Below are 15509 nucleotides of genomic sequence, written 5' to 3' on the forward strand. Positions count from 1 at the left end.
ACTGTCTATTAGAAGTCATAGACTCAATAACACCTCACCCTCTACAATCATCACTATAATGGCATAAGAATCGCTCGTTACAGCGAGTAGATTGGATGGCTATTTTTCGCTAATTACAGGGACAAAAAGAACGCCTCACCCTTTGAAATAAAAAGGGTTGAGAAGGATTTATTTTGAAAATACGTTAAACTTCTCTCCCCTTTTTTAACTAAAAGAAGGAAACGCTTTTTCATTCTGCCTTTTTTTATCACCATTACTATTTTTAAGTTTGTTTACGTAGATTGGAAACTGCATTGAATAATCGGATAAAAGCAACAAGCAATACCAAAAAATGTTTACTGTATCTCTTAAGTTTAAAACTGTTTGGTGATACCAATAAAACACTGGTTGTAGAGGTTGTTAGCGCGCAACGCTCAGAAAAAGGCAGTTATAGCAATATCAATCCTGCATCGTTTATACAACGTGATTTGATAATGTCGCCTGATGATAGTGTCATTATTTCTCAACTAAGAGCCATTAACCAAGTTCGTACCAATGACATTGTTTCTACATTTTCTTTAATGCCGACCGACCAGATTACCACCAGCATTTTATTAGATATGTTAAAGACTAATCGCTGTCATTGGGAAAATGCTAAAACAGCCGCACTCACTGACGGTAAAGTTCGCACCGCGACTTTAAAATGGACAGCGCAAAATAATAAAACCCAAATTTTACACTTTACTTTTCAAGGCGATACATCAGCACACATATTGCCTTTAATGCCATTATGGTATGTCGATACAAAAACGGCAGAATGTGGCGAATTAATCACAGGATTACCCAATCCTGTTGCGCTAATGGTTTCTAAAGCCCCCACCCTTAAAGCGGAAGAAGCAACCTTAGTGTGTGCTCAATTAGAAAATCTTGCCCCAACGTTAGATATTCCTAAACCGTTTTTTTCCTATCAAACACGTCAAGAGAACGATACCCCCAAGATTCACCTACATTTATTTAGCCAAACAGTCCCATTAATACCCAATATGCGTTCTTCGGCGAATAAGATACAAGAAAATATCCCTTTTGCTCGTTTAACTTTTCAATATAAAAATAGAACTATCAATGCGTTAGAATCTATAGGTGAAAGCTTTTCCTACTTGGATAAAACCAATGAAGTTCGGGTAACTATTAAACGCGATTTACAAAAAGAAGACGCAGCCAAACAAACCTTACACGACTTACAATTTGTTTCTACAATGGAACATCCTGATAGTAAATCATTTTTTTTCACGCCTCAACGACATACACTCAATTATGTACCAAAAGTTTCTCTGTTACGCGACTCTTTTTTGTTAGAAGAACATCTTTCTAACTTTTTCCTAACAACATTACCAGCCTTACAAGCGGAAGGTTGGGAAATTGAAATCGACAAAAATTATCAATACAACATCGTACACCCTGAAGCGATTGAAGAATGGTATGGTGAAATTGACGAAACGACGGGAATAGATTGGTTTAGCCTGTCGCTGGGTATTAAAATAAATGGCAAACGTATCAATTTATTACCCTTATTAGTACAACTCTTAAAAAAAGTATCTACAACGCAGGATTTAAACAAATTATTGAGCTTGCCTGATGACACAACGCTTTCTGTCCGCTTAGAAGATAAACGTTTATTGCCCATCGCTATTAGTAGAATTCGTAATATACTCAGTATATTAGTTGAGTTATTAGACTATACCGCGCTAGATTCAACGGGACGACTGCAACTTAATCATTTACAAGCCGCACAACTGATTGAATTAGAAGCAAGTATCGGTGCAACACAATTACGTTGGTTAGGTGGAGATAAATTACTGGCATTAGGCAGAAAATTACAATATTTTCAAGGAATAAAAACCGTAAAGCTTCCATCTAATTTTCATGCAACATTACGACCCTATCAACAACAAGGGGTTAATTGGTTACAATTTTTACGCGAGTACCAATTAGCGGGTATTTTAGCGGACGATATGGGACTTGGAAAAACGGTGCAAACACTGGGACATATCGCCATTGAAAAGCAACAAGGGCGTTTAACAAAACCTTGTTTAATTATCGCGCCGACCAGTTTAATGGGCAATTGGCGAGCAGAAGCACAACGCTTTGTAACCAATTTGAGCGTATTAGTTTTGCAAGGGTTACAACGTAAAGAACAATTTGAACAAATAAGTACACATGATTTAATTTTAACGACTTATCCCTTGTTAGCGCGGGATAAAGAATTTTTACTGAAACATGAATATCATTTACTGATTTTAGATGAAGCGCAAAATATTAAAAATCCTAGCGCGAAATCGACTTTAGTTGCACATCAAATCAAGGCAAATCATCGTTTGTGCTTAACAGGCACACCGCTAGAAAATCATTTAGGGGAAATTTGGTCGTTATTTCATTTTTTAATGCCCGGTTTATTGGGAACAAGAAAACATTTTCATCAACGATTTCGTAAACCCATAGAAAAAGAGGGAAATTTACTGCGACATCAAGCACTATCGAGACGGATAAAGCCATTTATGCTACGCCGAACTAAGGAGCTTGTTATTGCAGAATTACCTGAAAAAAATGAAATTGTTCGGATGGTAGAAATGGAAGGTGCGCAACTTGATTTGTATGAAACAATTCGTTTAGCGATGCACGATAAAGTTCGTAAAGAAATTGCAGAAAAAGGAATGGCAAGAAGTCAACTGATTATCCTTGATGCCTTGCTTAAATTACGTCAAGTCTGTTGTGACCCGCGTCTTGTCTCACTCAGTGCGGCTAAAAAAGTAAAGCAATCCGCAAAGCTCAATTTATTAATGGATTTAGTCCCTGAAATGATTGAAGAAGGTCGGAAAATTCTTATTTTTTCGCAATTTACCAGTATGTTAGCCCTGATAGAAGAAGCCTTTCAACAAGCGGAGATTCCTTATGTCATATTGACAGGGCAAACACAAAAACGAACTGAAATTATTGCGCGCTTTCAGGATGGCGATATCCCTGTGTTTTTAATCAGTTTAAAAGCGGGGGGAACAGGATTAAACCTGACTGCGGCGGATACGGTTATTCATTATGATCCTTGGTGGAATCCTGCGGTAGAAGAGCAGGCAACTGACCGCGCTCATCGGATTGGACAGGAAAAAACAGTATTTGTATATAAGTTTATTACAGCGGGAACAGTAGAAGAGAAAATTCAGGCTTTGCAAGAACGGAAAAAACAGTTAGCCGATGCATTGTTTGCAGGCACGGGACAAGGGGCAGTGCAGTTGTCACTAACCGATTTAGATGCGTTATTTGAACCCTTAGTTAGTTGATATCATACTGTTTATTTAGGACTTACTTCGTCTATAAACCCGATGTTTCAAAAAACAAAATAACTTTCTTGCAAACAGTCAAGATATACAATGGAGAACGCTACTTAACGTAGTGTTCTCCATTGTTTTCTTGATACTGGCTTGTATTTTAGTTACGGCACAACTTGATCAATCGTGATTTGAATCTGTTCTGTATGTGGCAGGCTGATTGTCGTACTTTCGCCCAATAAATCACCCATTTGTGGCATTGCATTACCGCTGACGGACACGCGGGCAAAAACAATCACTTCTTTTGCACCCGACAATTTCATCGTCGGCATAACGCTCGCATTGTCATCTAATACAACATTAACAGGTAATTCACTGGCCTGTTTACGTACAATCGCTAAAGGCATTTTTGCCCCTTGTGCAGGTCGTGCATAAATAAACAGCGTTGCATTTGCGGGTAATTGGTTTTTTAACCGCTCGTCAAGTGTAACGGTAATAGGCAGTTGCACAACGGTTGCGGGGCTCGCTTCTGTGGTTTTGGTCGTATTTCCAGTTTGCGCTGTTTGCATCAGTTCGCGAGCCTGTGCGATATGTCCTTCAATCGCTTGTCGGTCTTCTGCATCTTCGGGTTTAAATTGGGCGAGTAAGTGCTCCCAATGTGTGATTGCTGTTGGATAATCTCCCGCTTGTGCGGCGGCTAATCCCGCTAACCATAAGGCTTTCATATTATTTGGGTCTATGGCAAGGGCATTATTGAGGAGAATACTGGGTTGTCCTGCTAATTGTTCATTGCTACTCATGGCAATGGCTTCTGCCAAATCGACTAAAGCGGGTGCATCTTTTTCCCCTTTTAGACGAATGACTTGATTAAACGCAGGCACGGCTTCTTGATAACGTTGTAAAATCATGTAAGAACGCCCCAACATTTGCCAACCAACGGGGTCATCAGGTGTTTCTTGCATTTTCTTTTCTAGTTTTTCCACCATTTTAGGAAACTCCGCCATTTTTTCATCCATTACGGGGGCGGGTGGCGGTGGTTCAATTAATTGTGGCGCGCCAAAACGATAATACAAACCCAATGCACAAACGGGTACAAGTATCATCACGAGCAAACTCGCCCAACGCGCTCGGGCTTGTCCTTGTATCGGTGTTTTTCCTGTCAGTTCTTGACCCAGTGTTTTTTTTAACTCTTGCTTGGCTAATTGTTTTTGTTCAGCATCAAGACTGTCATCTGCTTCAATTTCTGTGCATTTTTCTTTATAAATAGCGATATTAATCGCATCATGTGCTTCGGTTTGCACCATCGTTTTTGTAAAAAAAGGGGGAATAATAAAGGCGAATGCCAGCATAACCAGCAAGCCTGTGAGAATCCAAAAAATCAACATGAACAAAATCCTAGTTTTTTTAAAGAGGGTTAATAGCGTAAAGTGTTTGGCTTAATGATGGATTAAGGGGAAAAATAGCGCGTCTGTGTTTATTCAACGGAATTATTGTTAATTTGCACTGCACAGAAAAATTTCAATCAATCAGGTAACCAATTTTCAAGCAAGTTTGTATTAAGGTGCAATAACTATAACGATTATTTCAAGATAATACTGGACAGAATGGGATGAATTGATAATTCAAAAATAAAATCAATGGCTCACCCCTTTGTAGCGTCGTAGGGATAAGCCTGACTGTGAGCTGTCTGTTCCCCCTACTAAAAATTGCAAATTGGAGGAATTTTACAGGAAATGAAGGCGTAAAATAGTTTTTGCTCTTTTAGGATAGCGTTGGGTTTTCATTCAACAAGTAATAACCTGATGAATGGGAAAAAATTAAAGTTGGCACATTAACCATAACCAGCGCAATGCCTCAAACGGGCGCGGATTGTAAAAAAAATCAATTACGATCCATTTTAGTTATGCGCGACGGCATTGCAGGCGGTAATGACTCCATTTTACGCTTCCGCCTACCTATGCCGTTTCGTTTGCAAAACGGCTAAGCAATAAGCAATCAGTAGTTCTGCATTGAATTAATTCATAGCGATAAGCTATAAGTGGCTATATTATAAGGCATTTATAGGAAAAATGACATCGAGTCAGGGCAACAGCAAGCGATACCCCACCGCAGTTTCTGTGAGTAAATAGCGGGGTTGCGCGGGATCATCTTCCAACTTGTGCCGCAAATGTCCCATATATACCCGCAAATAATGACCTCTTTCTGAATGGGAAGGCCCCCAAACCTCGCGTAATAATTGCGGATTGCTCACAACACGTCCCGCATGTGTCACTAAAACCATCAACAAACGGTATTCTATCGGAGTTAAATGCACTCTATGCTGGGCTTTAGTGACTAAGCGAGCTTGTGTATTAATTTCCACTTCACCAAATTGAATAATGCCGTGTGTAGTGGGTTGATGCAGTCGCCGCAATGCAGAACGCACCCGTGCCAGTAATTCCCCAATACCAAACGGTTTGGTTAAATAATCATCTGCACCCAAATCCAGCGCATTAATTTTATCAGTTTCATGGGCGCGCGCTGACAGCACAATAATCGGCACGCTAGACCATTGGCGCACATCTCGGACAAAATCAACACCATCTCCGTCGGGTAATCCCAAATCGAGGATGATTAAATCAGGTTTTCGTGTGCCTGCATCAATTAAACCACGTTTTAAAGTTTCGGCTTCAAATACTTGCCAGTGTTCCCCTTCCAAAGCCAGCCGCACAAAACGCCGAATTTGCGGCTCGTCTTCCACCAGCAGCGCGATCAGGGTTGGCGCATCAGTCATGATACAACTCACTTTCATCAACTTCAGGCATTGCAGGCGGTGTGCCGAGAGGCAGGGTGAACAGTATCGATGCCCCACCACCCAGCACTTGCCGCGCCCGAATCGTTCCACCGTGCGCTTCAATAATGGCACGACAAATTGCTAAACCTAATCCAATCCCGGGAGTTGCAGATTCACGCTCACCTCGGGTGAATTTTTCAAAAATAGTTTCTTCTTTACCCACAGGAAGTCCCGGTCCGTTATCATTCACGGCAACGTCTAAAAAATCATGCCCCACTTCAGCCGTGATAGTGATACGTGAGCCTGCTGGAGTATATTTGCTTGCGTTTTCTAGCAGATTACACAAAACCCGTTCAATGAGCACCGCATCAATAGGAATCAAGGGTAAATCCTGCGCCATACGAAGCTGTATTTCATGCTGTCCTAAAAACGAATCGCTCGCCCGTAAGGCACTGCCTACCACTTCTTCTAACGCTTGCCATTGTAGATTGAGTTTCACCTCGCCACTTTGGATGCGTGCCATGTCTAACAGATTAGACACTAATTGACTCATGCGTAAAGCTTCCTTGTGTAAAGCCGCACTCAAGGTTTGCTGCACTTCAGTGAGCGGTTTACTTCTTAACAGTGATTCCGACAGTCCGACTAGAGCCGTCAGCGGAGTCCGTAAATCATGGGATAATGCCGACAATAAGGAATTTCGCAGGCGTTCTGATTCCATATGCAGTAAAGCATCTTGTGCCACTTCAATATAATGTACCCGCTCCAAAGCTATCGCGGTTAATGCAGCAAAAGTGTCTAATTGTTGGTGTTGTTCAGGAATTAATATCCAAGGACGATTTTCCATTTGTACTGCGAGTACGCCACGGGTACGCATCGGTGCAACCAAGGGTAAATAGAAAAAAGAACTACCTGGTAAGGTATCTGTGCCCACACCTGCAGGCATGGCATGATCAAAGGCCCATTGTGCGATACCCAAATCTAACAGTGTGTTATTCGTCACCTCAGGCGTGTTTTCTGCAACATTCAGCGGGGTCTGTAAACGTCCTGCCTGATCAGGCAATAGTAATGTTGCTTGGGCGCGAAAAGTACGGACAATGAACTTGTGGGTCATTTCAAATATCTGTTCAGTTTGCAACGCGCTTGACAGTTCACGGGCAAATTCATATAAAGCACGTGAGCGAGATTCACGCCGTGAGGCAATTCGTGCTTGATAGCGTAAGCCTGCGGTTAAGTGCGCCGTAATCAACCCCACCACAAGCATCACGGCAAAAGTGACTACATATTGCACATCGCTAACCGCAAAGGAAAAGCGGGGCGGGACAAAAAAGAAATCAAAGGCTGCCACACCAACCACGGTAGAAGTTACCGCAGGACCTCTCCCAAAACGCACCGCAACTAATACCACGGTGAGTAAGAACAGCATTACGATATTGGCTAAATCTAAATAGAGTAGCAGCGGCGTTGCAACAGCAGCGGTGAATAAACTTGCCAGCACTGCGAGTAGATAATGCCAAAAATTTTGCGGGAACATTGTGGCATTGCTTTGGGTATTAGATGCGTCGCTGGTGGTGGTTTTAGAGGTCGCTGAGGTTTCTGTAGCGCGTCCTAATTCAATTAAATCAATATCGGGGGCAAGGCTTGCAATCTGTTGTAATGTGGAACTACGCCAAAATGTTGGGCGGTGATTGCGTCCCAAAATAATTTTTGAAAAATTATGGCTGCGGGCATAGGCAATAATTTCTTGCGCAATATGATTGCCCGATACAATCGCGGTGCGTGCACCCAAGTCTTCGCCCAGTTTTAAGGTTTTTAAAATCCGCGCATGCTGTTCAATCGTTAAATCTTGCAGTTGCGGAGTTTCGATATAAATTACATGCCAATCGGTATTCAGTTGATTGGCGAGACGGGCGGTGCTCCGAATCACATGTTCATCGCCCGAACGTGCGCCAATACATGCCAATAATGCCGTATCAGTTTTCCAAACGGTATTAATGGATTTTTCAACACGATAAGCTTGTACATCATCTTCTATCCGATCTGCCGTGCGGCGCAAAGCCAGTTCACGCAGTGCAATTAAATTTCCACGGCGGAAAAAATTGTGTGACGCACGTTCTGCTTGGGGTATTTGATAGACTTTGCCTGCTTTCAGACGCGCCAACAGTTCATCGGCTGGAATATCCACCAGCACCACTTCATCGGCTTTATCGAACACTGTATCGGGCAAGGTTTCAGAAACCCGAACCCCAGTAATCCCCCCAACCACGTCATTTAAACTTTCTAAGTGTTGTACGTTAACAGTGGTAAATACATCAATGCCCACACTCAGTAATTCTTCAACATCTTGCCAACGTTTAGGATGGCGTGAATTCGGCGCATTAGAATGTGCCAGTTCATCCACTAAAATTAAGGCAGGATGACGGACAAGTGCGGCATCAATATCAAACTCTGTGAGCATACGCCCATGATATTCAATATTTTTTAATGGTAATACGTCCAACCCTTCCAATAAAACAAGGGTTTCACTACGTCCATGGGTTTCCACAATACCGACGATTAAATCCTGTTGATCAGCATACAGTTTGCGGGCGGCGGTCAGCATTGCATAGGTTTTGCCAACCCCTGCGGATGCGCCAAAATAAATACGCAGTTTGCCACGACTTGCGCGCCGTTCTTGCACTTGAACCTGCGCCAATAATACATCTGGGTCAGGGCGTTGATGGGTGTGAGGGTACATACAACACCTGTCGTTAAGGGATAGAGATTTGGTCTAATGCCAGATTCAGTGTTAACACATTAACCCGTGCTTCTCCTAAAAAACCGAAAATTTGCGATTTACGGTGTTGCAGCACAAGATTGTGCACTTGATCACGACTCAATTTTCGTGCTTGTGCAATACGATTTTCTTGATAATACGCCGCCGCTATGCTGATTTCAGGGTCTAAACCGCTGGCAGAGGCTGTGACCAAATCGATAGGAATCGGGGCAATATTCTGAGGATCAGCCGCTTTTAGTACGTCAATACGTGCTTTTACGGCATCAATGAATGCAGGGTTTAACGGACCTTGATTAGAACCGCTAGACGCGGCCGCATTATTGGGCATGGGGCTGGTTGCCGACGCTCTACCCCAGAAATAATGCGGTGCGGTGAATGCTTGTCCGATTAATGTAGAACCCAGCACTTTTCCATTGACCGTGACTAAACTGCCTGCTGCTTGGACGGGAAAGGCAATTTGTCCAATGCCTGTAATTAATGCGGGATAGGCAACGCCACACAGTAAAGTTAGTACGGCAAATAATACCAATGCGGGACGAAACATAGCGATCATGTGATAACTCCTTAATGTATGCGTGATCATAGTCACTGGGTTTAAAACCACTGCGTCATGTTCTACACAAAATTATTTATATTCAATAATATATCAATTAACTTGATACCCACAAAAGGCACGATAATGCCGCCCAGTCCATATAGTAATAAATTACGTTGCAACAATAAGGCTGCACCGACCGCTTGATATTTCACACCCGTTAACGCCAAGGGAATCAAAAATAAAATAATCAGGGCATTAAAAATCACTGCAGACAAAATTGCAGAGGCAGGACTGTTTAATTGCATCACATTGAGCAGATTTAACTGGGGATAAGTGCTGGTAAATGCTGTAGGAATTATCGCGAAATATTTGGCAATATCATTAGCAATTGAAAACGTGGTCAAAGAACCGCGCGTCATCAGCATCTGTTTGCCAATTTCAACAATTTCCAACAGTTTAGTGGGATTGGAATCCAAATCCACCATATTGCCCGCTTCCTTTGCGGCTTGCGTGCCCGAATTCATCGCCACGGCAACATCAGCTTGTGCTAACGCGGGCGCATCGTTTGTGCCGTCACCAGTCATCGCCACTAAACGTCCTTCGGCTTGATAACTGCGAATCAATTTGAGCTTTTGTTCAGGCGTGGCTTCTGCGAGAAAATCATCTACACCTGCTTCCGCCGCAATCGCCGCTGCAGTTAGTCGATTATCTCCTGTAATCATCACGGTTTTGATACCCATACGGCGCAATTCGGCAAAACGTTCTTTAATGCCGCCTTTGACTATATCTTTTAACTCCACCGTGCCCATAACCCGTTCTGCATCCACTACCACCAAGGGCGTGCTGCCGCGCCGTGCAATATCTTCCACCGCTTTGCTCACTTCTTCAGGAAACAAATGTCCCAAAGATTCGACATAAGCGCGCATGGTTTCCGCAGCGCCTTTGCGAATTGCACGAGTTCCCATGTCAATGCCACTCATTCGGGTTTGTGCAGTAAACGCGACAAAGCTTGCGTGCAAGGTTTCCATTTCACGCTCACGAATATTAAAGCGTTGTTTTGCTAAAATCACGATGCTGCGCCCTTCTGGGGTTTCATCTGCCAAAGAAGCCAATTGTGCTGCATTGGCTAATTGTGCTTCGCTGACATGCGGCGCGGGAATGAATGCCGAAGCTTGGCGATTGCCCAAGGTAATCGTACCCGTTTTATCTAGCAATAAGACATCAACATCGCCTGCGGCTTCAACAGCACGCCCCGAGGTTGCAATCACATTGGCTTGCATCATGCGGCTCATGCCCGCTACACCGATGGTGGACAATAAGCCGCCGATGGTGGTGGGAATAAGGCAGACCAACAGCGCAATTAACACAGTTATAGTAATCGGTTGCCCGAGTTTAGCGGTTTCCACTGCGAATAAAGACAGGGGTAATAAGCTGACAGTGACCACCAAAAACACTAAGGTGAGGGCAATTAATAAAATATTTAACGCGATTTCATTAGGGGTCTTTTGGCGTTTTGCGCCTTCCACCATCGCAATCATGCGGTCAATAAACGCCTCGCCGGGATTGACCACAATACGGACAATTAACCAATCCGATAACACCCGCGTACCACCCGTCACTGCTGAGAAATCACCGCCCGATTCCCGAATCACGGGCGCGGATTCTCCTGTAATCGCGCTTTCATCCACAGAGGCAATACCTTCAATCACCTCACCATCCACAGGAATGACATCGCCCGTTTCAACTAAAACGATATCGCCCTTGCGCAGTTCAGTGGCGATTATGGATAACCAAGTTGCCCCGTGGGTTGGCGCACTGAGTTTTTTTGCAATCACAGTTTTTTTCAGCGCGCGTAAGGAAGCCGCTTGTGCCTTACTGCGACTTTCTGCCAGTGATTCGGCAAAGTTGGCAAACAGTACGGTAAACCATAACCACAGACTAATGGCGAGAATAAAGCTTGGACGGGTTTCACCTGTAGTGAGCAGTGCTTGTATAAACAACAGACTGGTGAGAATACTGCCGACATATACTACAAACATTACAGGGCTGCGCCATTGGGTACGCGGATGCAGTTTTTTAAACGCATTGACCAAGGCGAAAGCGAGTAATTGGGTATCGAAAAGCTTTAAACGGCTACGTGAACTATGGGTTTCTATGACGTGCATGATATTTTCCTGTTAGCGTGTAAACAGTTGTAAGTGTTCAACGATTGGACCCAATGCCAGCGCGGGAATATAATTTAGCACCCCGACTAACACCACGATACTGACCAATAAGCTCACGAACAGTAACCCTTGTGTGGGCATCGTGCCTGCGGTGACTGCTAAGCGTTTCTTTTCTGCCAGTGAACCTGCAATCGCCAAGATAGGAATAATCATCGCAAAACGTCCAAACCACATCACCACGGCTAATAGCACATTGTAAAATGGGGTATTGGCATTTAAACCCGCAAACGCGCTACCGTTATTATTCGCAGCTGAGGTAAACGCGTATAAAATTTCAGAAAAACCATGCGCATTGGGATTGGCAATACTGCTTCTCCCCGCTTCGGTCATTAACGCCAGCGCGCTAAAACTCAAGACCAGTATGGGCGTGACTAAAATCGTGATGGAAGTCATTTTCATTTCAAAAGCTTGAATTTTCTTGCCTAAATATTCGGGAGTACGCCCAATCATCAGCCCTGCAATAAAGACGGCTAACACTGCAAAAATCAACATGCCGTATAAACCTGAGCCGACACCACCAAATATCACTTCTCCAAACTGCATAAGCACTAAAGGCACAATGCCGCCCAAGGGCATAAATGAATCGTGCATTGCATTCACCGCTCCACAAGAAGTTGCAGTGGTCACTGCGGCAAATAAGGCTGAGGCACTGATACCAAATCGCGTTTCTTTGCCTTCCATATTGCCGCCTGCTTGAAATTCGCTGCGGTTTTGATCAATGCCTAGGGTTTGTAATACGGGGTGTGCTTGTTGTTCGCTGATGAGTACAACACTGCTCATGATGACAAAGACTATCGTCATTGCGCCAAGAATTGCCCATGCTTGCCGCATATCGCCTACCATTTTTCCAAAGGCAAAACACAATGCCGTTGGAATTAACAAAATCGCCAAGAGTTGAAATATGTTAGAAATAGCGGTGGGATTTTCAAAAGGATGGGCTGAATTGGTATTGAAGAAACCGCCGCCATTTGTGCCCAATAATTTAATTGCTTCTTGTGAAGCCACAGGTCCCATCGCAAGGCTTTGGATAGGGCTGCTTACGGTTTCCATTAATGGATTGCCTTTTTCATCATTCAGTGCTTGACCTGATGGGGATATTTTCGCTTGGGTATAGCTGACAGGATCAAGTAAAGTCATGTCCTTATACGCGGCGAAGTTTTGAATCACGCCTTGACTCATCAAAAAAATCGCAAATAGTGTGGATAAAGGCAGTAACACATACAAGGTGGAGCGGGTGACATCGACCCAAAAATTGCCGATGGTTTTGGCAGAATGTGAAGAAAAGCCCCGAATCAAAGCATAGGCAACGGCCATACCTGTGGCGGCGGAGAAAAAATTCTGTCCCGTCAGCACAAGCATTTGCGTTAAATAACTCATGCTAGATTCGCCGCTGTAACCTTGCCAATTGGTGTTGCTGATGAAACTCACGGCGGTATTAAAGGCGGAATCGGGGCTTACATTACCAAAACCTTGGGGATTTAGCGGCAACCATGTTTGAACCCGTTGCACGGTATAAACCGCAAGCGTGCCGATTGCATTGAAAACTAATAACGCCATCGCATAGCTTTTCCAGTTCATATTGGCATGGGCATCAATACCTGCAAGTTGATATAAGCGATGTTCAACTGCATTCGTCCAAGCCGTGATTGGTTGCGCTTCGCCAACTTTGGCAAGGTAAAATCCCAGCGGATAGGCGCAAGCAAATAAAATTATTAGTAAAACACAGGGTAAAAGGATTGAAGACATGCTCATTACAAATCCTCCGCATTTAACAGCGCGAAGATTAAATACACGAACAGACCACCAGCGACCACTGCACCGATAATATAGATGGTACTCATTGACGTTCTCCCAATTTGGCGCATCCTGTCACCAGTGCGCCGCTAATCAGTAGCAATGCCATGATTGCACCCACGAAGACGATATCCATCATTACTCAACTCCTACACAGGGTTATTTCGACAGTAAAAAGCTTATCGAAAAATCTCTAAAAATTGTGTAAAAACTGGGTAGGGCGGTGTAAAGGAAATGTAAAAATTGGGCGGGAATATTCTGAGAAGTTAAGGAATGGGGAAAATAGTGCAATGGTAGCGTTAGATAATGCCGAATTGTTCTGATTCTCCACAAAGCGGAGACACAAGAAAAGATTAAGCACCGCGCATTAATTCATAGACAACAAAATAAGCAATGGCACTTTCATAACTGTGTAATTTAATGCCGCTTAATGTCAGGCTGTCATTGTATTTAATCGTAGTCTTTTCTTTGTTAAAGCGCATTTTTTCGACGCGCCCGTCGATTTTCTCGTTAATTTCTACTGCCTGAGCGGGTTTTTCTGTATTTTACGGTGTCGCTTTGCAGCTTGGACAAATCAGCTTCTTAACGATCATTCTGTAATTTTCAGTTTTCTTATTTTAATATCACTGGTTCTTTAAAGTATTACCGTTTTTCGTATATTTCTTGTTCTGGTTCTGATGTCTTTAACCGCTGATGGGTATTATGCTGAATACGTTGGCAGCGGGATACACGTTTAAAGTGGAAGGACTATCCATTACAATGCTGCTTATGGAAATCAATTTATTATCCACTTTGATTGTACAAATAATTTAATTGGTAAAATTGGCGTAGGGTATTCACATTTTGTTGTATTGATTTTAAGGAGAATAGGGTTGAGTTTAGCTACTTCACAAAGGGTACTGTCTGGCATGCGACCAACAGGTCAATTACATTTAGGACATTATCATGGTGTGCTGAAAAATTGGATAAAACTGCAATATGAATACCGCTGTTTTTTCTTTGCCGCTGATTGGCACGCATTGACCACGCAATATGATGATGTCAGCTTAATAGCCCCAAGTGTATGGGATATGCTTATTGATTGGCTTTCTGTTGGAATTAACCCCAGTGAAGCGACCTTATTTATTCAATCTAAAGTACCCGAACATGCAGAACTGCATTTATTGTTGTCTATGTCCACACCGTTAAGTTGGTTGGAACGAGTGCCTACTTATAAAGACCAACAGCAGAAGCTTAAAGATAAAGACCTCGCAACCTATGGTTTTCTAGGCTATCCCTTGTTGCAAAGTGCAGATATTTTAATTTACAAAGCAGGGCTTGTTCCTGTTGGCGAAGATCAAGTGGCCCATGTGGAAATTACACGTGAATTGGCACGACGGTTTAATTTTCTTTACGGACGTGAACCCGATTTTCAAGAAAAAGCCAAAGAGGCTACACGGAAAATGGGTAAGAAAAATGCAAATTTATATAATGAGTTACGTAAACGTTATCAGGAGCAAGGTGACGGCGAAGCCTTAAGCACGGCACAAGTGTTAGTGAACGCTCAGCAAAATATTAGCTTAGGCGATAAAAAACGGTTATTAGGCTTTTTAGAGGGTGAAACACGAACTATTTTACCCGAACCAGAGGCGTTATTAACAGAAACGTCAAAAATGCCGGGGTTGGATGGACAGAAAATGTCTAAATCGTATGGCAATACGATTACCTTACGTGAAACGCCTGTAAACGTAGAACAAAAAGTCCGCACAATGCCAACAGACCCCGCCCGTGTCCGACGGACTGATGCGGGTGAACCTGAAAAGTGCCCCGTTTGGCAGTTGCATAAAGTTTATTCACCTGATGATGTGAAAGCATGGGTACAAGAGGGCTGTCGTAGTGCAACTATCGGCTGTATTGAGTGTAAACAACCTGTGATTGAAGGCATTATAAAAGAACTTGCCCCAATTCAAGAAAAGTGTAAACGTTATCAAGAATCGCCTGAAACTGTTCGTGCGATTATGACGGAAGGTTGTGAAAAAGCCCGTGCTGTCGCTCGTGAAACGTTAGAGGAAGTAAGACAGGTAATGGGTTTATCATATCGTTAAGGTGATGAGACCGTTTGCAAACA

At 43.2% G+C, this 15509-nt stretch carries 11 protein-coding genes; 3 read left to right on the plus strand and 8 right to left on the minus strand.

Annotated elements, in window-relative coordinates:
* Nucleotides 1-293: 293 nt before the first annotated feature.
* Nucleotides 294-3311, plus strand: coding sequence for a DEAD/DEAH box helicase (locus AL038_RS08010; RefSeq protein ID WP_062151510.1), 3018 nt, complete (start codon nt 294-296; stop codon nt 3309-3311).
* Between the two features lie 152 nt (nt 3312-3463).
* Here AL038_RS08010 and ccmI read toward each other — a convergent pair whose 3' ends face one another.
* Nucleotides 3464-4684 carry a c-type cytochrome biogenesis protein CcmI gene (ccmI, locus tag AL038_RS08015; RefSeq protein ID WP_062151513.1) on the minus strand — a complete coding sequence of 407 codons (1221 nt, stop codon included), beginning with the start codon at nt 4682-4684 and terminating at the stop codon, nt 3464-3466.
* 464 nt (nt 4685-5148) lie between these two features.
* On the opposite strand from ccmI, the gene AL038_RS18785 reads away from it, so the two are divergent.
* On the plus strand, nt 5149-5283 hold the full coding sequence (locus tag AL038_RS18785) for a hypothetical protein (RefSeq protein WP_272898044.1): 135 nt from the start codon (nt 5149-5151) through the stop codon (nt 5281-5283).
* Between the two features lie 96 nt (nt 5284-5379).
* Here the strand turns inward: AL038_RS18785 and kdpE are convergent, their stop codons facing one another.
* The 7 genes from kdpE to AL038_RS18790 form a co-directional block, all read right to left on the minus strand.
* Nucleotides 5380-6072, minus strand: a complete 693-nt coding sequence (gene kdpE, locus AL038_RS08020) for a two-component system response regulator KdpE (protein WP_062151516.1) — start codon at nt 6070-6072, stop codon at nt 5380-5382.
* Entirely contained in the window at nt 6065-8806 is a 2742-nt protein-coding gene (gene kdpD, locus AL038_RS08025; RefSeq protein ID WP_062151519.1) for a two-component system sensor histidine kinase KdpD, read from the minus strand. The genes kdpE and kdpD overlap by 8 nt, the downstream gene beginning before the upstream one ends.
* Before the next feature lie 13 nt (nt 8807-8819).
* Nucleotides 8820-9398 carry a potassium-transporting ATPase subunit KdpC gene (gene kdpC, locus AL038_RS08030; RefSeq protein WP_062151522.1) on the minus strand — a complete coding sequence of 193 codons (579 nt, stop codon included), beginning with the start codon at nt 9396-9398 and terminating at the stop codon, nt 8820-8822.
* Between the two features lie 62 nt (nt 9399-9460).
* Complete coding sequence (gene kdpB, locus AL038_RS08035; protein ID WP_062151526.1) at nt 9461-11548, minus strand: potassium-transporting ATPase subunit KdpB; 2088 nt, start codon at nt 11546-11548, stop codon at nt 9461-9463.
* Between the two features lie 12 nt (nt 11549-11560).
* The gene (kdpA, locus tag AL038_RS08040; RefSeq protein ID WP_201800143.1) at nt 11561-13354 is read right to left on the minus strand and encodes a potassium-transporting ATPase subunit KdpA; all 1794 of its coding nucleotides are present in this window, start codon (nt 13352-13354) and stop codon (nt 11561-11563) included.
* A 5-nt stretch (nt 13355-13359) separates the two neighbouring features.
* A complete protein-coding gene (kdpF, locus tag AL038_RS08045) occupies nt 13360-13449 on the minus strand; it encodes a K(+)-transporting ATPase subunit F (RefSeq protein WP_062151531.1) in 90 nt (29 codons plus the stop codon).
* A 306-nt stretch (nt 13450-13755) separates the two neighbouring features.
* Complete coding sequence (locus AL038_RS18790; RefSeq protein ID WP_272898045.1) at nt 13756-13884, minus strand: hypothetical protein; 129 nt, start codon at nt 13882-13884, stop codon at nt 13756-13758.
* A 390-nt stretch (nt 13885-14274) separates the two neighbouring features.
* On the opposite strand from AL038_RS18790, the gene AL038_RS08050 reads away from it, so the two are divergent.
* Entirely contained in the window at nt 14275-15486 is a 1212-nt protein-coding gene (locus AL038_RS08050) for a tryptophan--tRNA ligase (RefSeq protein ID WP_101539216.1), read from the plus strand.
* The last annotated feature ends 23 nt before the right edge of the window (nt 15487-15509 follow it).

It is taken from the genome of Beggiatoa leptomitoformis, from assembly GCF_001305575.3.
Taxonomy (GTDB): Bacteria; Pseudomonadota; Gammaproteobacteria; order Beggiatoales; family Beggiatoaceae; genus Beggiatoa; species Beggiatoa leptomitoformis.